Source organism: Streptomyces sp. NBC_00370 (assembly GCF_036084755.1).
GTDB lineage: Bacteria > Actinomycetota > Actinomycetes > Streptomycetales > Streptomycetaceae > Streptomyces.
This window is the reverse complement of the sequence record NZ_CP107968.1, coordinates 4,068,748-4,090,239: the sequence shown is the minus strand read 5'-3', so window position 1 is coordinate 4,090,239 and position 21,492 is coordinate 4,068,748. Positions and strand designations below refer to the sequence as shown.

Annotated in this window: 18 protein-coding genes and 6 pseudogenes; 14 read left to right on the top strand and 10 right to left on the bottom strand. The window is 64.0% G+C overall.

The window, feature by feature from the left end; all coding sequences use genetic code 11:
* The first annotated feature begins 51 nt into the window (after positions 1 to 51).
* Complete coding sequence (locus OHS57_RS18235; protein ID WP_328582662.1) at positions 52 to 390, top strand: thioredoxin family protein; 339 nt, start codon at positions 52 to 54, stop codon at positions 388 to 390.
* Between the two features lie 177 nt (positions 391 to 567).
* Here OHS57_RS18235 and OHS57_RS18230 read toward each other — a convergent pair whose 3' ends face one another.
* Genes OHS57_RS18230 through OHS57_RS18220 form a run of 3 tightly spaced genes read right to left on the bottom strand, consistent with a single transcriptional unit; the run spans position 568 to position 3,025 of the window.
* On the bottom strand, positions 568 to 1,233 hold the full coding sequence (locus tag OHS57_RS18230) for a response regulator transcription factor (protein WP_041987766.1): 666 nt from the start codon (positions 1,231 to 1,233) through the stop codon (positions 568 to 570).
* Positions 1,230 to 2,477 carry a sensor histidine kinase gene (locus OHS57_RS18225; protein ID WP_328582661.1) on the bottom strand — a complete coding sequence of 416 codons (1,248 nt, stop codon included), beginning with the start codon at positions 2,475 to 2,477 and terminating at the stop codon, positions 1,230 to 1,232. Before OHS57_RS18225 ends, OHS57_RS18230 begins: the two co-directional genes overlap by 4 nt.
* A 2-nt stretch (positions 2,478 to 2,479) precedes the next feature.
* Positions 2,480 to 3,025 carry a hypothetical protein gene (locus OHS57_RS18220; RefSeq protein ID WP_041987772.1) on the bottom strand — a complete coding sequence of 182 codons (546 nt, stop codon included), beginning with the start codon at positions 3,023 to 3,025 and terminating at the stop codon, positions 2,480 to 2,482.
* A 572-nt stretch (positions 3,026 to 3,597) separates the two neighbouring features.
* On the opposite strand from OHS57_RS18220, the gene OHS57_RS37790 reads away from it, so the two are divergent.
* On the top strand, positions 3,598 to 3,903 hold the full coding sequence (locus OHS57_RS37790) for an AlbA family DNA-binding domain-containing protein (RefSeq protein ID WP_443042914.1): 306 nt from the start codon (positions 3,598 to 3,600) through the stop codon (positions 3,901 to 3,903).
* A 184-nt stretch (positions 3,904 to 4,087) separates the two neighbouring features.
* Here OHS57_RS37790 and OHS57_RS18215 read toward each other — a convergent pair whose 3' ends face one another.
* The 5 genes and pseudogenes from OHS57_RS18215 to OHS57_RS37785 form a co-directional block, all read right to left on the bottom strand.
* Positions 4,088 to 4,537 (bottom strand): RpiB/LacA/LacB family sugar-phosphate isomerase, encoded by a 450-nt coding sequence (locus OHS57_RS18215; protein ID WP_328582660.1) that lies wholly within the window; start codon positions 4,535 to 4,537, stop codon positions 4,088 to 4,090.
* A gap of 18 nt (positions 4,538 to 4,555) precedes the next feature.
* On the bottom strand, positions 4,556 to 5,581 hold the full coding sequence (locus OHS57_RS18210; RefSeq protein WP_328582659.1) for a hypothetical protein: 1,026 nt from the start codon (positions 5,579 to 5,581) through the stop codon (positions 4,556 to 4,558).
* A gap of 115 nt (positions 5,582 to 5,696) precedes the next feature.
* Positions 5,697 to 6,362, bottom strand: coding sequence for a histidine phosphatase family protein (locus OHS57_RS18205; protein ID WP_328582658.1), 666 nt, complete (start codon positions 6,360 to 6,362; stop codon positions 5,697 to 5,699).
* Positions 6,337 to 7,632 carry a RuBisCO large subunit C-terminal-like domain-containing protein gene (locus OHS57_RS18200; protein ID WP_328582657.1) on the bottom strand — a complete coding sequence of 432 codons (1,296 nt, stop codon included), beginning with the start codon at positions 7,630 to 7,632 and terminating at the stop codon, positions 6,337 to 6,339. Before OHS57_RS18200 ends, OHS57_RS18205 begins: the two co-directional genes overlap by 26 nt.
* Before the next feature lie 193 nt (positions 7,633 to 7,825).
* A pseudogene (locus OHS57_RS37785) lies at positions 7,826 to 8,112 on the bottom strand (IS630 family transposase); the annotation flags it as partial.
* A 123-nt stretch (positions 8,113 to 8,235) separates the two neighbouring features.
* On the opposite strand from OHS57_RS37785, the pseudogene OHS57_RS18195 reads away from it, so the two are divergent.
* The 7 genes and pseudogenes from OHS57_RS18195 to OHS57_RS18165 all read left to right on the top strand — a co-directional run.
* Positions 8,236 to 8,418, top strand: a pseudogene (locus OHS57_RS18195) (tyrosine-type recombinase/integrase); the annotation flags it as partial.
* 103 nt (positions 8,419 to 8,521) lie between these two features.
* Positions 8,522 to 8,617, top strand: a pseudogene (locus OHS57_RS18190) (IS5/IS1182 family transposase); the annotation flags it as partial.
* Positions 8,618 to 8,930: 313 nt separating this feature from the next.
* A complete protein-coding gene (locus tag OHS57_RS18185) occupies positions 8,931 to 10,754 on the top strand; it encodes an AAA family ATPase (protein ID WP_328582656.1) in 1,824 nt (607 codons plus the stop codon).
* A 119-nt stretch (positions 10,755 to 10,873) separates the two neighbouring features.
* Positions 10,874 to 12,652 (top strand): annotated as a pseudogene (locus OHS57_RS18180) (DEAD/DEAH box helicase); the annotation flags it as partial.
* Between the two features lie 179 nt (positions 12,653 to 12,831).
* Positions 12,832 to 13,428 carry a hypothetical protein gene (locus OHS57_RS18175; RefSeq protein WP_328585098.1) on the top strand — a complete coding sequence of 199 codons (597 nt, stop codon included), beginning with the start codon at positions 12,832 to 12,834 and terminating at the stop codon, positions 13,426 to 13,428.
* A 1-nt stretch (position 13,429) separates the two neighbouring features.
* Positions 13,430 to 13,816: a hypothetical protein gene (locus OHS57_RS18170; protein ID WP_328582655.1), complete on the top strand. Its 387-nt coding sequence runs from the start codon at positions 13,430 to 13,432 to the stop codon at positions 13,814 to 13,816.
* Positions 13,816 to 14,484 (top strand): hypothetical protein, encoded by a 669-nt coding sequence (locus OHS57_RS18165; protein WP_328582654.1) that lies wholly within the window; start codon positions 13,816 to 13,818, stop codon positions 14,482 to 14,484. The genes OHS57_RS18170 and OHS57_RS18165 overlap by 1 nt, the downstream gene beginning before the upstream one ends.
* Here OHS57_RS18165 and OHS57_RS18160 read toward each other — a convergent pair.
* Both OHS57_RS18160 and OHS57_RS18155 read right to left on the bottom strand, forming a co-directional pair.
* Positions 14,446 to 14,985 (bottom strand): annotated as a pseudogene (locus tag OHS57_RS18160) (GNAT family N-acetyltransferase). The gene OHS57_RS18165 and the pseudogene OHS57_RS18160 sit on opposite strands and share 39 nt — an antisense overlap.
* Positions 14,982 to 15,219: pseudogene (locus OHS57_RS18155) on the bottom strand (hypothetical protein); the annotation flags it as partial. The pseudogenes OHS57_RS18155 and OHS57_RS18160, both read right to left, overlap by 4 nt.
* A gap of 490 nt (positions 15,220 to 15,709) precedes the next feature.
* On the opposite strand from OHS57_RS18155, the gene OHS57_RS18150 reads away from it, so the two are divergent.
* The 5 genes from OHS57_RS18150 (at position 15,710) to OHS57_RS18130 (ending at position 21,222) form a co-directional block, all read left to right on the top strand.
* Entirely contained in the window at positions 15,710 to 16,048 is a 339-nt protein-coding gene (locus OHS57_RS18150) for a type II toxin-antitoxin system RelE/ParE family toxin (protein WP_328582653.1), read from the top strand.
* 65 nt (positions 16,049 to 16,113) lie between these two features.
* The gene (locus tag OHS57_RS18145) at positions 16,114 to 16,515 is read left to right on the top strand and encodes a helix-turn-helix domain-containing protein (protein WP_328585097.1); all 402 of its coding nucleotides are present in this window, start codon (positions 16,114 to 16,116) and stop codon (positions 16,513 to 16,515) included.
* Positions 16,512 to 16,982: a hypothetical protein gene (locus tag OHS57_RS18140; protein WP_328582652.1), complete on the top strand. Its 471-nt coding sequence runs from the start codon at positions 16,512 to 16,514 to the stop codon at positions 16,980 to 16,982. The genes OHS57_RS18145 and OHS57_RS18140 overlap by 4 nt, the downstream gene beginning before the upstream one ends.
* A gap of 1,003 nt (positions 16,983 to 17,985) precedes the next feature.
* Positions 17,986 to 18,402 (top strand): hypothetical protein, encoded by a 417-nt coding sequence (locus OHS57_RS18135; RefSeq protein ID WP_328582651.1) that lies wholly within the window; start codon positions 17,986 to 17,988, stop codon positions 18,400 to 18,402.
* Between the two features lie 81 nt (positions 18,403 to 18,483).
* Positions 18,484 to 21,222, top strand: coding sequence for a tetratricopeptide repeat protein (locus OHS57_RS18130; protein ID WP_328582650.1), 2,739 nt, complete (start codon positions 18,484 to 18,486; stop codon positions 21,220 to 21,222).
* The last annotated feature ends 270 nt before the right edge of the window (positions 21,223 to 21,492 follow it).

Sequence of the window (21,492 nt, the reverse complement as noted above, 5' to 3'; positions counted from 1 at the left end):
GTACGCGAGGCACCCACTGCCTCGCACCGCGTGGAGCGTCAAGGAGTGCCGATGGCGAACAGGGTCCAACGCCCCCAGGAGGACGCCGAGTTCGAGTTCATCCTGGCGAGGGCGGACGTGCCGGTGCTCGCGTACTTCCACGGGGTGTGGCCCAAGGCCGCGGCAGCATGCAAGGAAATGGATCCCCTGGTGCGCGAGGTTGCCGACGCCTACCAGGGCCGACTGATCGTCGTACGGGCCGACATCGCACGGTGCCCCAGCCCCGTACGTCGGTACGACGTCACCGGCGCGCCCTCCTTCGTACTGATCGATCGGGGCGAGCCGCTGGCGGCCGAGAGCGGTCCGATGTCCAGGGCGGCGCTCGGAGAATTCCTGGACGCCCACCTGTGAGCAGGCCACACACCGGCCACCGAGGTGGTGCGTCCGAGTCCAGGAGGACGGTTCCGACGCGCGCGCTCACGCGGCGTCCGCGCCGGCATCGTCAACGCCCTCAACAAGCCTGACGCCCCTCCCGATCCACTGAGACGCGGAGCGAGTACGGCCGCGTGAGGCGGCCGCAGCGACGACTCAGGCCAGGCCTGCCCCGATGGCGCGGCGGACGGCGTCGGCGCGGTCCTTGATGTCCGCCTTGGCGAAGAGGTTGTTGATGTGCGTCTTCACCGTGGCCTCGCTGATGAAGAGCTTTTCGGCGATGGCGCGGTTCGGCAGGCCCTGGCCGATCAGGGTGAGGACCTCGCGCTCGCGCGGGGTGATGTCGCCGGGCAGCGGCTGTTCGGGGGCCGGGGGCTTGGTGCGGACCGCCTGGAGGAGGCGGTCCTGGACCTCGCGGTCGAGGACGGACTGCCCAGCGGCGGCGGCGCGGATGGCGCGGGTGATGTCCTGGCGCCCCGCGTTCTTGGTGAGGTAGCCGCTGGCGCCGGCGCTCAGCGCGGCCAGGATGGAGTCGTCGTCGGCGAACGTGGTCAGGATGACCACGGCGACCTCGGGATGTTCCTCGGTGAGCCGCCGGGTCGCCTCGGTGCCGTCCATCACCGGCATCCGCAGGTCCATCAGGACCACGTCGACCGGGTTCGCGGCGACCGCGGCGAGCACTTCGGTGCCGTCGGCGGCCGAGGCGACGACGTCGATGTCCTCGGCCAGACCGAGGACCGCGGCCAGCGGCTCCCGTACGGCTGCCTGGTCGTCGGCGACGATCACGCGCAGCCGCCGGGTGTTCTGCGTCGGTTCACTCATCCCGTGATCACTGCCTCCACCTGCCAGCCGCCTTCGTCCGGTCCTTCGGTGACCGGGCCTGCGGTGATCGTGCCGCCCAGGAGGGCGACCCGCTCCCGCATACCGATCAGCCCCATTCCGCTGCCGACGCCCGCGCGCGCCGCACGGGTTGCCGCGCTGTTGCGGATCCTCAGTGTTGTCGATGCGGCATCGAACGTCAGCTCTACGTGGACTTCGCAGCCGGGCGCGTGCCGGGCGGCGTTGGTCAGCGACTCCTGCGCGATCCGCAGCAGGTTCTGCGTGATCCGGGACGGCACGTCGCGCGCGGTGCCCGTGACGGTGAGGGCGTCGCGGTGGCCGGACGAGTCGAGCATCGCGGTCAGGCTGCCCACCAGCGGCAGGGAATCCTCGCGGAGCGCGTGCACGGTCCACTGGGCCTGCTTCAGACTCTCCTTGACCATACGGTGCGCCTTCTGGTTCGCCTCGCGGACCTTCTCCACGTCACCGGTCTCGATCAGGGCGTCCGCCAGCTCCAGCTGCATGTTGATGCCCGCGAGGGAGTGGGCCAGGACGTCGTGCACGTCGCGGGCGATCCGTCCCCGCTCGGTGAGAACGGCGGCCTGGGCCTCGGCGCGGGCAGCCCGCTCGGCGGACTCCGCGGCCTCGATCACCGCCTGGACAGCGCGTCGGCGGCTGCGGTTGATGATGCCGAGGACGACCGGGGTACCGGCGGCCAGACCGACCGTCCAGGACAGCAGATCGTGGCCGGGGCCGACGTGGAAGTACAACACTCCGCCGCACAGCAGACTGCAGAACGCCGCGAGGACCAGGGCCGGCTTGGGCTGCAGCCGGTATCCGGCGTGGCCGACGAGGAAGAACGCGAAGAGGTAGCTCGATCCGCTGCGGCTGACGGCGATCAGGGCGGCCGCGGCGACGATGCCGAGGGTCAGCCAGACTGGGGCGACGCGGGGCGGGACGCTGTGCTCGGGCAGGTGCCGGGCGAGGAGAGCGAGCGAGTTGACGACGATGAGCACGGCGACCACAAGGCCCCGGCCGCTGAGGCCGATCGGCCGCACCGTGATGAACGCGGAGCCGATGACGCACAGGGTCAGGACCCAGGCCACACGAGGATCGTGACCTGTGAAGGTCAGGGAGCCGGGCGCCCGGTACGAGGCCGAGCCCGTACCGGGCACACTCTGCTCCGCAGGGGCCCACTGTCCTTCCGGGACACTCTGGACTTCGGGCACGGCGCGACCATAGTCCATGGTCAGACCGTGCGGTCCAGCGAGGGCGCCAAGTGCGTCGCCGCGGACGTCCGCGCCTGCCGGCCGTTCACCATCCGGCCCCGGATGAAGATCGTCGCGAGTCGCGTGACGACCTCGGTGAGAGCCATCAGGACGAAGGCCGCGACCCAGGCCTGGTCGGTGGTGATGTGGTGGGCGATGCTGAACCGCGCGACGTTGTCGGCGCCGCCGTGCGAGACCCAGAACTGGAAGCCCATACGGGCGCCCATGCCGAGCACCCAAAGGATCGCGGAGACCGCGCCGGCCTTGATCAGCAGGTGCTCGCCCGCAACCCGGATGCGGGTGTAGACGCCGCCCGCGATGCCGAGAGCAGCGCCGACGGCCATGAGCGCGCCGATCAGCAACAGGTCGTTGCCCGAGGTGGGCACGCTGTCCAGGTACGTGTGGGCCACGAAGGCCACGATCCCCAGCGGGATCAGGAAGGTCTTGAGATCGAGACGGCCTTCCCGCAGCTGCCGGAAGACGATCAGGACGAGGGCGATGTCGGTGATCCACTCGGTCGTTGTCATGCCCTCAAGACTGCTGGCGCAGGGCCTCACGCACCTGGACCCATGGGTGGAACGACAGGTGGAGATCGCCGCCCCACCCGCGTCCACCCCACCTGTCCGCACCTCTCCGCCGTACCGCGCGGCGAGGTTGGTAGCGGCTCGGAGAGGCCGGCGCACAACTCCATCACACCCACTACAGGGGAACCGGGACTGCTCAGCACACTGAGCAGCAATGAAGCCCCGGGCCGCCGGCCCGGGGCTTCGTTGTGGAGCGGGTGACGAGAATCGAACTCGCGCTCTGAGCTTGGGAAGGCAGGGCGCAGCTTTGTAAGCCTGGCGACGACCAAAGGGCTGTTTAGCTGGTCAACGGCCGTACAGCAGCGCCAAGCCAGTCAGCCCTTGCCCGCACCACCTCACATTCCGCTCGACCGTGATTGACCACTCGATCTGGCACGGAGCTGGCACGCGGCATCTAGCGCGGGCAGGGACAGGTTGCTGTGCTGCGAGGGTCCTATGCCGCGACTGTTCAGGACGGCAGCCCCTCACAGTGGCAGGCGGACCTAGATTTCCGATTTACTCAGACCCAGAGCCAAATGACTATAGAGCCGCTATCCTCTCGATCCACGATGACACCCACAGAGGTCGAGGCCTTACTGGCTCAACCTGAAGGAATAGACCTGGAACTCAAGAACGCACGGGTTCAGCCTAGCTCTCTCGGGAAGGCGATTGCCGCGTTCGCGAATGCTGGTGGCGGCACCATTATTGTTGGCGTAGATGAACGCAGAGGCAGTGAAGAGGCAGAGATGAGAGGCGTTCAACCTCACGCTTCGAGAGGCTCGTACGTCACGCGTGTGCACGTCTCACCCCTCTGCCTGACGTGCAGGACTTTTGCGTACTGATCCGCGGCAAGAAAATCGGTGTGATTCAAGTAGCGGCAGAACCTGGATCCTACATCTCTGCCGATGGGCAACTGGTGAGGCGAGTTGGTGCGGAAACTCGAACCGTGAGTTCTGAAAGCGTCAATAGTCCACATGCGCCGACCAGGTGGACCCGTCGCCGTCGGACCTTGGCTTCTCCACGCCCTTACGGTGAATCTATCTCGGCGACTTTTAGAGCCGACCTGGATTTAGGGTCAAATTCAGTAGCGAGCCATTCGTCGAGCAGAAGCACCGCATGTTCGATTGCAATAACTCGGCTGCCGAAGCAGATAATTTTACAATTATTCGAAAGAATGGATCGTCGTACCGAATAGAGGTCGTGACAGATCGCGGCATTCGCTCCCGGAACACGATTTGCTGCGATGCTTACGCCGATACCTGTTCCGCACACCAGGAGACCCCGCCAACCACGCCCCTCCGCGACGACTTGGGCCACCGCCGCGGCCACGCGGGCATATCCCAACCCTCGATCGACAGTATTCCGCACATCGAGAACCGAGGTGCGGGCGTTCAGATGATGAGCGAGTAGCTCATCCAGGAAAAAATCTCCGACATCATCGGACCCGACAATCAGAGTCTTCTCTGCGCGTTCCATTTTCCCCCCTGTGGCATCCTAGACAGTTATTCCGACGGTAATCTCTACCGGAGTTCTGAGCCACTGGTGGTGGTCTTTCGAGAAAGCGCGGAGCAGTTGTACCCTGACCGGTCGGCCGGCGCTCGCTTCGGGGAGAAGCTTCAGTTGAATCTTGTTTGCCTCCGTCGAAGCCCGCTCGACGAGTTCGGCATTCTCGACCAGGATGTCAATCGATTCCTCATCGATGTCTGTCTCGCCCAGCACCTGCACCACGATCTCACCCGAGGAAGTCCTTTCACCCACACTGAGCGTGAGCTGCAATGGAGAGAGAAGATCGAAAGATCCCGACCAGCGATCATCGAATCCCCGTTCCAGGTCGGTGATCATGGCAGAGCTGGACTGTGTCGACCCTTCGATGAGCATGCCGTAGTTCTGATCGCCGCCCCGCCCCTCGCGCGACAGCGTCACCAGGCAACGGGAAGAGTCACAGGAAATTATCCCGTAGTAGGGAATCGCAAAGTATCCGCGTACCTGGAGTCTGTCCTGGATTCCCTGGTTACTCTTGAGGCTTGCTAGCGGAAGGATTGTCTCCTCGACGAGCTGACGAATTGTGCCGTCGCGAAATCCTATGTCGTTCTCACGGTACTGGACGTGCGGAGAATACGGATGTATGAGCAAGATCTTTACCGTAAGCTGAGGCCGTCCGCGGAACAACTCTTCGAGGATCTGGGTGGTCTGCCACTTCTGGGAGAGGGAAATAGACTGGATACGCAAGCGCCCTTCGGTGTCGCTCATCCCGAGTTTGGAGAAGAGTCTGGCGCGAGGGCCGAAATCGACCGCGCTGGAGGCCACCTCGGCCACTGCTGCCATGACCTCGTCCCGGATTACATTGCGGAAACCCGTCTCATGGTTCGGATCCGCCTGGAAGTCAAAGGCTTCCATGACCGCGTCGTAGGTTGGATTGAGGAGTTCGGATATGAGACTTGCCACAGCGTAACCTATGAGAGCACCGGCTAGTCCGACCACCGCATTCTTCGCAATCTCTTCGCCGTGTTCTCTGAACATCCAAGCTGGGGTGCTGATCAAGAACAGACCGATGCCGAAGATTGCGAAAGCGAATGAATATCGTGTCGCTCGACCGGCGGTGTAGAGTCTCCTGGGTCCAGACCGATGTGGGCTGTCAGAGCCGACCATCCGAGTATCCTCCTCCTCTTGAGGCATCTTGTGCGCCCAGGTTGCGCCAGACAGCGGTCCCGCTGCTTTCGGGGCATGTCCAGAGAGCAACACCCGAGAGATGCCCCTCGTCAATGGGTCCAGGTACGCCGATTATCAGGCGGATGGCGCGGAGGACCGTCTTGTGCGATATGACGATCAAGGGCTTGTCCTGCCGCAAAAGCTCTATCAGCCTCGGCGTCAACCGGGCTATCAACTGATGGATAGACTCCCCGTCCGGGTAGTACGGGACCTTTCCCGATGACCAATCGGCGAACAGTACAGGATGAGCCTCCCTGATCTCATCCTCTGTCATTCCACTGAGCTTGCCGACATGTACTTCTCTGAGTTCCTTGATTCGTCTGATGGGACCAGATCCGACTCCCGAGCGCCTGAGTACTTCGGCGGTCTCGACTGCTCTCAACATGGTCGACGACACTAGCGAATAACTTTCGTCGAGCCCGTAGGTCCGTAGACGGCGGCTGAGCTCCGCGACCTCCGCTCTCCCTGATTGCGACAGTGAGAAGTCCACCTCCCCGCCCTGCCATCTCAGCTCTTCATTCCACTGCGTTGCCCCATGTCTCAAGAACACGACCCCAGGCGGACGGTCATCCACGATGACCATCCTGGACATTCATTCGATCGGAGAAGTAAGCCCATTCCTGACCTGTCTCACGCGCCAGCCTGATCGATTCCTCCAGGATTTCCGGCCGCCCGTGGTCCCGCCGCCACTCCGGATCGATGACCGCGCGCAGTGCCTGAGCTCCGGCCTCTGCCCCGCCAGGGTGGTCGAATATTCCGGTGCCTGACGTCAGCGCAACCAAAGCTGTGTCGTGCAACGCCATCAGTTTGTCGGCGTTCTGGACTGACACCGAACCCGAGTGCATGGCCAAACTCGGTTTCTTTCCGTCCAGATCCTGGTGGCAGCTTTCCACCATCGAACGAGTCTCCTCGGCGCTGAAGCCGAACGAGCCGTAACCGGAGGGCAGCACAACCCCATCGGCTCCCGCAAGACGCTGGAGAGAGACCCACAGAGGAAGCGCGAGCCCGAAGCTGACCAGCCTGGATGCGTTCGTCTGATAGGCGTTGTGCGCGACGACGGGAAGGTCGATGCCGTCATGACGCATCGTAGTAATGCAGTCCTGCCCCTGGAGGCTGGGCGCCACTAGCAGTGCATCGGCTCCCGCCTCAACAAGGTCACGACAACGCTCGTTGAACCTGTAGCCGGGTGCGATAGCGTTGGCGAGGTACACTTTTCTTTCTCCGGTGTCCTGTTCCGCTCGACGGACTTCTCTCGCTACTACTCGGGCCCTGCTGACATTACTGGTCCGAGCAGTGGAGAAAGCGAGTTCGTCGTCCTTGACGACAGTGGCACCGCCCACTGCGGCTTGATAGGCGAGCTTGCCGGCCTCTTCGGGTAACAGCCCGGCCGAGGGCTTGATAGGAGCACAGAGCAGAGTCCGAGTAGCGGGCGGGGCTCCCTTCGCGAACCATGAGTTGCCGAAGGGAGGTCCTGGAAACGAGTCTCCTCGAAGGCTCTGCAAGTCCACTTGCTCGAGACGAAGGGCGCTAACGATTCCCAGGTGCTGGGGTTCTCCCAACAGTGTATTGAGTAGAGACACTAATCCGTCCTCGCAGCGCCAGTTGCTGTATCTGACCCTGACGCGTGCCGCTTTCCGTACGCCGACACGTGCGCCGGACGGGCGCGTCAGTGCGAGGGGCAGGGGATCTTCCGTTGGCTCGACCTCTTCGAGTCCTGCTACTTCGGATTTTCCCGCCAGGTAGGATTCATCGGAGATTCCCTCCCATGAAGTCGAATGACCCGCGCTCTGCTCCTTTGCTATCTGCTCTGCAACGTAGGAAAGATCAAGTTGAGACTCGATGTAGTAGGTCGCTTCGATCACGTCCTGCCCTCCCGACTCCTTGGTGCCTCGGAATTCCAGTTGCCCGGCTTCAGGCCTGCGGGGATGAGCGATGTCCGTCCGTGCCTGGTCGGCTGCGACCGCAGGGGTGGTCGGCAAGATCATGCTATTCGGCAGTAACTATCCTCCCTTGCATACCCATTGGGGATCGATCCACCCCGGCCCGGCCTCTCGAGCGCCTGCAGATCACCGTATTCACACGGTTCAGGGCCCGGCGTTGGTCCTCCCAGCCGTCGCGCCCAGTCCCGGCGGGGACGTTGGCCCCTGGGACCGCAGTGCCCGCGGGCCGTTCTCCTCCCACGTCCGCTGCCACCGGTGCGTCGATCGCACACCGCCCCGCAAGTCGCTGGCGACGACCGAACTCTCCTCGCCCTGGCCGAACCTCTCGGTCCCCTCAAGCCGTAACTCCTCGCGACACTGGTGCCGCTCGGAGGTCAGCCCGCCCCCTTGTGGATACCGCATCTTTCGGTGAAAAAATACCCGAGCCGCCGTCCAACCGTCAGCTCTTACGACACCGTGAATTCAACCTCAGTGGATCGTCGGAGCGGGTTTGGTAGGCGTCCTACCCGGTTTGGGGTCTCGAGCGGTCTCCTCGTCGTTGACGAGAAAGGCGCACCGTTCCGCCGGAGCAGCTTCGGGTGGAAGTGGCGCAAAGCCCGTACCGTCGTGGTGCTTCCTGACAACTTCTGCTTCTACGACCTTTGTCACACCAGCCAAACCCTGTCGACCCAGTCGGGCGCGACGCTCAAAGACACCATGGCCCGCGCGCGAACGCATCAGCCGCGGTAACGACGATTGAAGGCGCCGTGACCACGTGCGGAATGGCGCTGAAGCCCGGTTGCTGCCGTCGTCGGACGTACCGCAGCACTTCTATCAGGACACCGGCCTGCTCATCCCGTACTGCAGAAGGCGCGGCCAGACGCACCTTGCTCCGGAGCAGGAGGCGCAGACCACCATCCATCGCCGGCCCTAGCCGTAGCGACGCGCGGCGCACCCCGGCCGGTGGCGCCAGAACAAACCGGGAAGAATCAAGCGTCTCAGGCAGCCGCAAAAACCACTGAGCATTTGAGGCTAACGGCTGGCCGGGTTACGGCCAACTTTTGTGTAACACGGCTTGTTCGCGTCGTTACTGGCCAGTCGCTATTGATTACACGGTTTCTCTCCCACATCCTGGAAGGCTTTCCGTCGAGCCATGGCCTGGAGGATACGTGTCTCTTCACTCTGCCCTGCGTGCGAACAATCCAGAGGCGGTCCACTGCGCACGTCAACTTATCGAATATATGCGCGAAATTGTTCGCGGGTCGTACAAGCCGGTGCGGGACTGCCAGAAGTATCCGGAGGTCCTCTGGCTCTCCGGTCTGCCGGACGACAGGCTGCGGCGACAGCCGGACGGCGATCGGCTGCTGCTCAAGGTGCCGCACCGTCCGCCGAGACCAGCTCCTGTCCTGCCCGAGGTGCTGGCAGGCTGGGTCGATCCCGAGGCCGCCACCACCGCGACGCCCGAGGTGCCACCGCTGGCCGAGTCGGGTCCGGGGCAGGGCTGGCAGGAGGACGAGAACGGAGACCTGTTCGAGGTCTCCGAGATTCGCCGGGAGGAAGCGCATGACGTGCTACGCGCCTACTCGCGATGGCTCGACGCGTGGCGCAAGTGGTCGGAAAAGGAGCGCGTTGACCGGCCATACCGGGAGCTTCATCAGCAGCTTTATCGAATGGTGACCCGGATTCAGCAGGACGGCGAGGAATACGAGGCTGTACTGGGTGTCGGATTTCTGAGCATCGGAGGAGCGCGTCCGTCGGCGCGTATAGCCCGGCACATTCTGACGGCGCCGCTGATAGTCACGATGAATTCCGCCACTATGACCATCGCTGTCGCTCTCACGCCCGGGGACCCCGCGCGGCTGGAGGACAGCGAGTTCCTCGGCGCGGACGAGGGATACAGCACACGGCTGCTGAGCCTGCTGCGGGACCGTGTCGACGCGGATGGATTCCATCCGCTGTCCCGTGACTCCCAGGACGTGCTTGGTGGCTGGTCGGAGAGGGCGTTCGGTACTGATCGTGCAGTGGCTTTTCATCGTGACTGGGAGCGCCCACCCGCCGACCCGATGCTGCCGGTGCCCACGCTCGGGTTCGCGCCGGCCATCATTCTCCGTCAACGTGGCCAGGGTGCCCTCGTGAACTTCTACGACGGCATCGCGAGCCGGCTTGCGCAGCCGGGTGCCGTCGCTCCCCTGGGACTCTCCCAGTTGTTGTTCCAGCTGGAAGCGGAGGACCGAAGGGGGTGGGGTACGGCGGGCGGCCGTGACGTGCCGCCCGCTCTTGGTTCCGACCCGCTGTTCCCTCTGCTGTCGAACGAAGCCCAGCGGGAGGTCCTTCGGCGCCTTCAGACCGATACTGGTGTCGTCGTTCAGGGACCGCCTGGCACGGGAAAGACTCACACCATCGCCAATCTGGTGTGCGCTTTGCTGGCGGACGGCAAGCGGGTGCTCGTCACGAGCGAGAAGAGCCAGGCGCTGAAGGTCCTGCGGCAGCAACTGCCCGCCGAGTTGCGCAGCCTATGCGTCCTCCAGGGTGGTCGGCGCGAGGACGGCAGCGGCGACCTTGAACAGTCCGTGCGCGCGCTCTCCCAGCTCAGCGCCACCCAATCGACAGAGCGTCTCGACGTAAGAATCAAGGGTCACGAGGTGCTGCGTTCGAAGCTGTCGGACACCCGCGCGCGGCTCCGAGACGAACTCCGCACCGTTCGTGAGGCGGAGTGGTACGAACACCTCGATGTGGCACCCGGTTACGAGGGACGGCTCGCGGAGATCGTGGAGGCCGTCACTGCCGGTGCACCGAAGTACGACTGGATGCCCGCCCTGCCTGCGTCAGCACCGCGAGAACTCTCCCTTACCCAGGACGAGGCCCAGCGCCTGCTCGGCCTGGTGTCCCGGCATGGGGCCGGAGTGCTGGAAGAGCATGCCGCCCGCTGCCCGGACCCCGCAGATTTTGTGGCGCCTGTGTTGTTCGAAGAGGCGGTCAACGCCTGGACACGGCGGTGCGCGCCTGTGCCGAGGCATCGTCCGACACGCTCGCAATCGAAATCGCGAACCAGGGGTCCGATCTGATCGTGACGTTGGTTGAACTTTTGGACGCGGCGGAACACGCACTTCAGAGCGAGGGACTGCCAGGTGAGCCGGCTGCGTGGTTGCCAGACGAATGGACTACTAGCGCTCTGCGGGACGGTATGGCCGGCCAGCGGAGCCATTTGTGGGACGGGGTGCGCCGGTCAGCCGCACGCGCTGAGGAAGTGCAGAGCGTGCTTCAGCACAGCCCCTTCACCGTGCTCGACGTACCTGAAGTGGCGCTGGCCGAAGAGTCGCGTCTCATCGCCGCTGGGAGGGACCTCGAACAGTTTCTGCGCGACGGTGGGAAGCTGCGCAAGCTGGCTCCGAAGGCTGTACAGAAGGAAGCCCAAGTCCTCCTTCAGGACTGCCGGGTGGATGGGCGGCTGCCCAGTACGTCGGACGAGATCTCCGCACTGGTCGCTTACTTGGCGGCACGTCAGTGCGTCCGGCAGCTGAACGAGCGTTGGCAGAGTGTCGGTGCGTCTGCGGCCGAGGGCTCCACGGAGATTGCTCTGTCGGAGCTGTTGGACCGGGTGCCGACGCTCCGTGCGGTGGACGGATTCACTGAGTCCGTACGTACGCTGCACGACGTTCTACTCAAGGCCCGGATCAAGGCCACGGTGAGAACTGCGCAGCAGTGGGACGCCGTCCGTGCTTCGGCGAACGCTGCGGAACGGTTGCTGCGTGCACGTGAGGCGGAGGAGAAGCTTCGGTCCATCGCCGACCAGCTGCCGCGAGCCGATGCCCACGGAGTGGCTGAGCTCGCGGACGTTCACCGTGCCATCACCGCTCGTGATCCGCGGGCGTACCTTTCGGCGATCGAGTCGCTGACCGAAGCGTTCCATCGTGAGGGTGATCGCCGGGAGGCCCGCAAACTCCTGGACCGACTGTCCGAGGACCACCCCGAACTGGCCCGCCGTTTCGCCGAGTCCGCGACCGAGACAGCTTGGGACGCCCGCCTCGTGGACTTGGACGGTGCGTGGGCTTGGCGGCGTGCGCGTACCTACCAGGAAAAGATGCTGACACCCGGCAGGGAAGCAAAACTGGAAGGGGAGTTGGAAGCGGTCGAGGCGCAGTTGAGGAACACGGTTACGCAACTGGCGGCAGACAGAGCGCTGTACCACTGCCTGGACCGGATGACGGCCGGCCAGAAACAGGCGCTGAGTGCCTACGCGTCGGCGACGGCGAACGCGGGCAAGGGAATGACGGCACTCGGCAAACGGCACCTCAAGGCCGCCCGTTCCGCGATGCGTGATGCGCGTGACGCTGTGCCTGCTTGGGTCATGCCGATAAAGCAAGTGGCCAAAATGATCGATCCCGAGCCGGATGCCTTCGACGTAGTCATCGTGGACGAGGCGAGCCAGGTCGGTCTGGACGGTCTGATGCTGCTGTGGCTCGCTCCGAGAATCATCGTCGTAGGTGACGACAAGCAGTGTGTTCCGTTCTACACGGGCGGCAAGCATGAGCGCTTCAACGAACTCCTCGACTCACTTTTGCCCCATCTCACCGATTGGCAGCGAGACGGGCTCAGTCCAAAGTCAAACCTCTATGACCTGCTATCCGCGCGCTTCAGCGAGAGGATCCGGCTAACCGAGCACTTCCGGTGTATGCCAGAGATCATCAAGTGGTCCTCCGCTCAGTTCTACCCCGACAACGAACTCGTGCCCCTGCGGCAGTACGGAGCGGACCGGCTGCGGCCCCTCGAAGTCGTCCACGTCCATGAGGGCTACTGCGAAGGACGGCGGGAGACTCTGGTCAACAGGCCCGAGGCTGAACGCATCGTCGCCAAATTGCAGGAACTCGCAGAGGACGAGGCATACGCGAAGCGGAGTTTTGGAGTCATCGTTCTCCGTTCCGGACACCAGACAAGGCTGTTGGAGAATCTCATCGACACACGGATCGATTCCGCGGTCCAGGAGCGGCACAACATACGGGTCGGCACAGCCGAACAGTTCCAGGAGACGAACGAGACGTCGTCCTCCTCTCGCTGGTCGTCGATGCCGACAACACTCGTGCCCTTACCGGTCAGGGCGACGGAAGGCGGTTCAATGTGGCTGCCAGCCGGGCTCGTGACCAGATGTGGCTGTTCACCTCCGTCACGCCGGACCAACTGCGCAGCAGAGACCTGCGACACTCTTTGCTCACCTATATGCAGGCGCCGCCGGAACTCCAGGGCACCTCTCCCGGCCTTTCCAGCGTTCCGCAGGACGAGCAATGCGAGCCGTTCGACTCTCTGTTCGAGCAGCGGGTCTATCGCAAGATCAAGGAATGCGGCTACCACGTCGTTCCTCAGTGGAAAGCCAGCGACAAGCGCATCGACCTCGTCGTCGTCGGAGAGACGGGCCGTCTCGCCGTGGAGTGCGACGGCAGTCCGTATCACTCCGCCCCTGACCAAATCCGTGACGACTACGAGCGAGAGCGGGAACTGCGCAGAGCCGGCTGGCAGTTCTGGCGCGTGCGCAGCAGCGAGTTCGCCCTGTCTCCGCAGGATTCGCTAGCGCCGCTGTGGAAGCGCCTTGACGCCTTGGGTATCCGGCCTGGAGTCACGGAGGAGCCTCAGGGCCAATCGGGGAGCACCTGGTCCCCGGTTGACATGGACGATGCCGACCCCAACACCGATGAACTCGACGCCCTGCTCGATGAGGATGCGTCCGTCTCTCTCGAAGGAGCCTGATGTGAACGAGACATTCGATGACAGCACGCTGACGGAGATCGCCCACCTGATCTGCGGGGACGAGACCCCGCTGCTCTACCGGAAGGGGTACGAGATTGCTGCCTTCTTCCAGCGGGCGGGCTGGGACGACGTTCCGGAGTACGACGGCACACCGAGGCACAAGTGGGCCCGGGAACTCCTCAAGGAGCGGCAGGAGGACGGCACGGACGACGCCGAGCGCGCAATCTTGCGCCTGGCGAGCCGACTTGAGTACTACAACCGGCAGCAGGAGTACCGCGCCACTCTGAAGCGGCTCAACGAGGTACTCGTGCTCGATGGACGCCGGATCGGTAAGGACGGAGGCCACCCGCCCTCGTCCGTTGCGAAGCCGGTTTCGAGGACGAGGTAATGCAGTTGCCGCGTGTCGAGCTGAAGGTCTCCGTTAAGGATGTGGTGAGCGACCAGGATCTCGCTACCGCCGTGCAACTAAGGCTGGACGAGGCACGCACCTGCTACGAACACGGTGCCTATACCTCAGCGATCATCATGTTGGGCAGCCTTCTGGAGGGGGTGCTCGCGCATGCGGCACAGGTCCGTGCCGCCGCCAGCCCCATGCCGAAGCCGTTGCGCAGCATGGGGCTGAATGACTTCGTGGACTTCGCCTTCAAGAACAAATGGATTGAGCACGACGCCAAGCTGGCCTCTGAGCTTGTCCGGCACTACAGGAATCTCGTCCATCCCCTGGCGGAGAAACGGACAGGACACAGTCCGAACCGCGACACCCTCGACATGTGCTGGCCCGTAGTGAACGCCACGCTGAACGACCTTGCGGCGACGGCGACGGCGACTGTGACGGTGACAGCGCCCCCTGTACCCCCCGTCGTTCCTTCACCCGCAGAGCGAGGTCGTGGCCGTACCTCCACTGCCTCCTCACAACGCCCAACGCCAGCCTCTGTCGCCCGTTGGCGGCGCGGTGGCGGGTACTTGAGCGGGGCGCACCTGATCCAGCGGCGGCGTCGGGACCCGCGTCCTGTCCGATCAGTGGATGGTGCGGATCATGACGGTGAGGACTGGTGAGGCTGGTGACGGTTGGCTCTGGCCGATGTCCTCGTAGCTCCACGACTTGTAGAGCGCGTTGACCTCCCGTCGCCGGCTGCCCCGTTGACCATGAGGGTCACGTAGGGCTCGTCGCGGGTGGCGAGGAGGGTGTCGTGGATGCGGCGGGCGGTGCCGGTCTTGCGCCAGGCCGGCCGGACACCGATCTCCTTCAGGGCCACCGCCGGGCGCTCGGTGTACTTCTCCGCCGGCGCCGGGCTGGTGCGCTGCCAGTAACGGTCGCCGTGTTCCATGGTGTTGCTGTACGCCTAGCCGACCGGCTGGCCGGCCGCATATGCGAGGACGGCTGTGAACCCTGGTTCGGCCGCGGGCCGGTCGATGCGCTCACCGAACGCCGTGACCGTGTAGTTAGGGCAGATGCAGCAGCGGGGCGCGCACCTCGGCGTACACGTCGAGGATGTCGCCGCGGGCGTTGTCCAGGTCGGTGAACGTGCGCAGCTCGCTGCCTGATGCCAGGGTCATGCGGCCATTCTCCAAATGGTGGTCTGCTCAGTCCAGGTCTGGACCGTGGTGCTGCGCGGTGCGGTGGCTCGGAGCGCGGCCCCGAACTCTTGGAGCATGCCGGGAGACCCAAGCGTGGTGGGTGGTGGCGTCCGCAGGGACTCTCATCGCGGTGGCTGTGGCCGCCTCGGCGGCGCCCTGGGCGAGAAGGGCGTGTGCGAGGCGGACGGTGGTGATGGTCCGGGACCTGAACATGACAATAAACAACCCCCAGGTCCCTGAGCTGGGGGTTTGTTGTGGAGCGGGTGGACGAGAATCAAACTCGAGCTCTGAGTTTGAGAATCAGCGCGCTTCCAGATTGATGTGGTGCCTTTACCAGCAACAATAAGTATTACGAGGGATCCCCGACCTCCCGTGATGCCCATCGTTCACGGTGGCTACCGCCCTCACGGGCACGGAACGGACACGGTTTTGGGTGTCGATCTTTTCGTTTGAAGCAATTTGAGGGCGTGATCGGCCTTTAGCTGGGGGCTCTCTGAGCTGCTTCGATCGTCCATCGGGGCACAGGTCGTCCGCCGCTATTTGACAGCGTTGTCACGCAGTTAGGTACTCACTGATGCTTGATCACCAGTGCCTCTTTATCCCTGGGTCATTCCGCAACCACCAGGCGATACACCATGGTTGACGGTAATGTTGTTAGTTCGGCAGGCCTGGGACGGGGTGGGACTTGGGACGCGAGTGGGGCATGTATACCACCGACGTGGGGGCCTGCCCGATCCGGAAAGAGATGGACAAGTGCAAGCTCTCCAAGACTGAGCTGGCGAAGCTGCGCACTCTCATGGAGCGCGTGCGCGCGAACCGTACCCTGCCGGGTGACGTCAAGTCCCTGGGTGGAGGCATCCTGGAGATCAGGCTTGACGGTGATCGTAGGATCTTCCGCCTCCTGTACGCGGAGGAGGCTGATGGACTCCTCCTTCTGGCGCTCGGCTTCTTCCAGAAGAAGTCGCAGGCTACGCCACCGACGCGCAAGCTCACTGCTGTCATGCGTCTGAGGGACTGGCGAAAGAGGCAATCAAAGGAGTGATTCCAGGTTCACGGGTATCGGGTTTGGGCGATACTGTAGCTACACGCCGAGGGGAGATGGTCGTGATGGCACCTGCGTTGGATGAGCTGCTTGGTATCGATCCGGACGACCCGGCGATCGCCGCTGCTGCTGACGATGCCGAAGCCTACGCCGACCTCGTTGAATCGCTGGTGGTCCTGCGCAGGCGGAGGGGGCTCACCCAGCAGGACGTGGCCAGCCGCATGGAGACCACGCAATCGGTCGTCTCGGACTTCGAGCGGGTCGGCGGGAACGCTCGATACTCGACTCTGCAGCGTTACGCCAGAGCTGTCGGTGGGCGACTCTGCTCGATGATCGACGCGTCTGGAGCTAATCTCTCGCCTACCTGGCGTCAGACTGCCGAGATGCCCGTTCGGCTCAGGTACAGAGCTGCGGCGCAGCCTCACGTGCGGGCGCCATGGACTGAATCCACCGGAGTGGCCGCGTGACGGCTAAGCAGGCGGATGCCTCAGGGAGCGGCCCACAGCTTGCTGAGCTAACCGGTAACGCTGAGTTGCTGGGCATCACGTTCTCAGAGCTTCACGCTGCTCTAAAGGGTGTCGACGGGGTGTCTGAGTGGGAACCCGACGATGGGCCGAACATGAGGGTCTGGTACAGAGCGGACGATGGCCAGATACAGGTTCGCTGCCGGTTGGACCTGCGCACTGACGAGGCACGTTTCGTGGCGGACGCCGTGGCTGACTTCTCGGTTGACGGAGTTCTCCCTAGCGAGGAATCTGTCCAAGCTGGATTTACTCAGCGCATTGGGGTGGCTGTGATTTACCCCTACCTGAGGGAGTCCGTACACAGCCTTGCGCAGAAGGTCGGCGTAGATCCGCCGATCCTGTCAGTGATTGCTGGGGAGCTTAACGAGTTTTATCCTCCACTGGGCGGCTCAGAGCTGAGTCCCTCCTAAGCTCACCACTACCTGGGCTGCCATCGCGTCCGCCTTCGGGCCACACTCCGTGGAGTGGGCGTGGTTTCTGGCGTTCAGGTGGAGCGCGCCACTATACGAACGACCGGGACGCCAGGGGACTCGTCTGCTCGGCTCTGCCTGGGACGAGGGTGGTTGGGGTGGGAGGCCGCGTCGCTTGCTGCACTGGGGCCGGCACTCGCGTATGTCGCCCCGTCCATCCCGGAATCTGGGTGCCCCCTGCCGGAGGCATGGTCTTGACCTTGGCTGTGGCCTCTAAGGATCCCGTCTCATGGCGTCGGACGTACCGCAATGGGCGCGCGTTGGCAGACGGTGCGCGGCGAGGGCCGAAGGCAGGAGCGGAGCTCAGCCGGGTGCCTCGACGAGGTAGGGCAGGTTCTACTGTGCTGCTCGCATAATCACGACCTTCAAAGCGGTGCGGTTTGCCCGACGGAAATGCCATCTGACCTGCACGAACGTCACTTGCCAGTTGCCGCGAGAATGTCACAGACCACAAATGGGACCTCTAGCGAGCCATCCGGTCAACGAGTCAGTGATTTCAGATGGCCATCTCCGCCGGCGAAGCGCCGCTCTTGGCCAAGTCGCCGATCCGGCACAGTGTGCTGAACGCTCCCCACGGTCGCCCTCCTGATCCGCAGTTCTGTTTGGGTCCGCGGGGTGAGGGTCATGTCGGTTGAGAAGGGGCTTGAGGAGGCTGACGGTCGAGGGCAGTTGCTGGGGTTGCGGTATCAGGTTGCTCTCGCCTGTTTTTGCGCCACGAGCGCCTGCCTCTCCGCGCCACCAGGGCCTCCCCTCTGATCTGTCAACGTGAGCTGAGTTCTTCGCTTGCGACAAGTTTGGCGGCTACGGCGGCGAGCCGTAGCACGGCGGGGTGATATTGGGTGCCGTGCCGACACGGCGCGGAATGGCTCAATGCCCAGAACATCCGATGCGCACTAACAGAATACGTTGTCGGATCAGTGTGGACCGAACGTCAGGATCAGTCATGGAAGACGATTTGTCCGTCTTCGTTCAGACGGCGGGAAGTACGGTCGTGGCCCTTATGGCATCGGCTGCTTTCAATGGCGCCAAAGGCGCTGTACTCGCACTATGGGCCCGTCTGCGCCCTGGCGAGGTGACGGCGATCGCTGCGGAGCTAGAGGCGACGCGAACGACGCTAACTCGGGGAGCGCCGGACGTTCTGATCGCCCACGATCTCGCATGCGCCTGGCAGCAACGCCTCGCGCCGCTACTGTCCGTTGAATCGGACGCCGCGGCCCTGCGTCGTGCGCTGGTCACGGTCGGCGCGGACGCTACGTCACGGGAGTCACAGCCAGTTAATGGCATCCGTATGACTGCCGAAGCTCACGACGGCAACAACTTCCAGGCCGGGCGGGACCAGTACAACGTCGTTGGCCGCTGACCTCTGTGACTGGCGGGCAGGCAGGGCGCGTGCAGGAGGCTAGCTCGCGCGAAACTATGCGCCCGAGAAGTGGAGTAAGCAATGCGGTATCCCAACGGCGACCTCATTTACATCAGGCAGAACGCGGAGTCCACTGGGGGCGGCAGCAACATCCAGGCAGGGCGCGACCAGTTCGTGTTCGACTCAGGGACAGTGCATGTCCACTTCAGTGGCCTCCAATCGCCCAGTGTCCCTCCAGCATCACTGCGGCCACCGGTAAATCTCAGGCCGCCGCAACTGCACGGGCGAGATACCCTCTTCCGCGACCTGGGCGGCGGAGACTTGGCAGAATTGATGGGCCACATCACCGTTCTGAGCGGTCTAGGCGGCATTGGGAAGTCCGCGCTGGCCCTGACCATTGCCTACAACGCGCAGAGAGCCGGAGCGCAGGTGCTGTGGGTTCACGCCTCCGGCGGGCCTGAGGTAAGCGAAGCGTTCCGGCAGATCGCAACGAAGCTCCGCCGACGGGGTGCCGAGGGCGACGAGGCGCCGCTGGACGGGCTGAACACTGCCGACCTGGCTTGGGAAGCCCTCCATGCCAGCAAGAGGCCCTGGCTGTTGGTCTTCGACAACGCGGATGACCCCGTGCGGCTCGAGCAGGACTTGGGGCCCAATTGGCTGGAGCCATCTGCGTCCGGGGCGGTCCTGGTAACCACCCGCCAAGCACACCGGCACGTGTGGCCACCCGGGGCACGACTGATGAGGCTCGGCCCGCTTGACCCTGAAGCCGGCGCAGACATGCTTCTCGCCCTATCCGGCAGCACCGCACCGGATCCTGCGGAACGCGGCGCCGCGCGCCAACTCTCCGAGCGGCTGGGCGGAGTGCCTCTCGCCTTGCGGGCCGCCGGACTCTGCGTGGCGCAGCCTCTCTCTCCCATCCGCGATCTCACGGCCTTCCGCCAGGCGCTCGACCGTGACTTCCCGAATGTGGTTGATCGGGCCGCCACCACTTCCCCGCATTCGTCCACGATCGAAGACGCTCGGAGTCTGGTCATGCAGACCTGGGAGGTTTCCCTGGATGCGCTGGAGCAGCAGGGAATCCCTCAGGTCAGGCCGATCATGCGGATCCTGTCGTGCTGGGCATCCCGGCCTGTACCAGTGGCCCTATTGTCGCCCAAAGTGCTTGGAAGAACCCACGGTTCGGATAGCGGCGGCTGGGACAGCCTCCTTGTGGAGCGTGCGCTGAACGCTCTCAGTACCGTCGGCCTGATCGACATCGCCGACGAGAATTCCGAGGGGCTTTCCGTGGAGGCCAACGCGGTCTACCGCTGGATGGGCGACGTGCGCCAACGCCAGTGCGTCGTTGTGCACCCGCTGGTCGCCGAAGTGAACGCGGTGCATCTGGAACTTTCCCCTCATCGTGCCCGTACTTGGGCTGCTGCGGTCCGCTGCCTCGGAGCTCTGCGAGACACCGATGACCAGGATAGCGCCGCCCAATGGCCCCTCGCCGTTGCTCACATGATGGCGGTGGCCGGGCGACTCCCTCCGTTATTTGGAGAATTGTTCGAGGCCGTTGTCGATACGCATATGTACTTGAGTCGTTACTTGAGGATGGTCGGCCGGTACGACATCGCGTACAGGTCCGCCATGGCTCTTCGTGCGCGACTGGCCGCCTTCACCCCCAATGACCGAATCCGTTATCTGGTCGAACTCAACGCGGCGGAGTGGGCCTGGAACATGTCGCGCCTGGATGAGGCCGACACCATGGCCGGGGCGGCGTGCCGCCTGGCCGACTGTTTCATCGGAGCAGACAGTGTTGAGTTTCATGCGGCCCGCGCGCTGGCTGTCGCGATCCATTCGGAGCGCGGCTCCCTGGAGTCGGGAGAGAAAATGGCACGCGAGCTGTGCGCGGAGATGGACAGCAAGCCGCACCTCCCATACTTCGGCATGCAGGCCCATCATCACCTTGCCACCATTCTGCGTCAGTCCGGGCATCTCGACGAGGCGGAGAAGCACTCCCGTCGAGCCATCGAGTCCTCGGATCGACTGGAGCCCGCGCCCTTCAGCCGGGCCATCATTCGCCACGAACTAGGCGTCATTCTGTGGCATCGCGGCCATCTCGACCAAGCACTCACTGTCCTGTCGGAGGTGCTGCGGCAGCAGCGCTCCTTCCTTCCCACCTGGCACCCGTCAGTCCTGGTCACCCGATATGACATCGCGTCCATCCAAAGCCTGCGGGGAAACTCAATCAGGGCCTTCACGGATTTCATGGACATCTGGCTGGCCGAGCAGGATCTGCTGGGGAAGGACCATCACAAAACACTACAGACTCGCCACCAGGTGGGCCAGATTCTGGTGGAAATCGGGGAAGTCGATCTGGCCGAGCCGATCCTCAGCGAGGTGGAGGAGGAGTACGGGACACAGGGCCTACAGGGTCTTCTCACCGATCTACTCTCCACCCGGCACGAGAGGGTACACATCGCGGCGCAGCGCGGCCGGCATGTGGAAGCCCATCAAGGATGGCGCCAGATCCTCGAGGAGGAGCAACGCAACCTGGGCGCACGGCACCCTTCCACCCTCCGCACTCACTACAACTGGGCCCTCTGCTGGGCGGTCCTGGGCTCTTTATCGGTGGCTCGTGCCGAGATGAGGAAGGTGCTCGTCGCTCGCCGCGATGCGCTCGGTAGGGACCACTATGAGACGACGCAAGCCGCAGACACGCTAACGGCACTGGCACGCAATCCATCCCTGAACTGGCGCTTCGGTGGAAACCGCAGACGCAATGTGCCCGTGAACCGCTCGGCACGCAGAAACACCAAAGGCCCGGCGGGCGACATCTGAGACGGGCCGGCCGCCCGAAGGCGAAGCCCACCCCATGTCCCGTACCATCACGGTGCATTCAACGCTTCTCGACCCGAATGTCTCACCACAAGGGCAACGAAGCACCAGCGTCCGGGCCAATCTGCTGAGTGAGGCGGATCGGTATGGCGGCCCTCTGGAAGCTCACCTGGGCGCACGACTCGTTGTGAGAGCTTTTGCTGTGGACGTATCCGATGGGCCATGGAGCGACTTGACGCGCCTCCACAAGTGGTCGGGCACTCCTCACGAAAC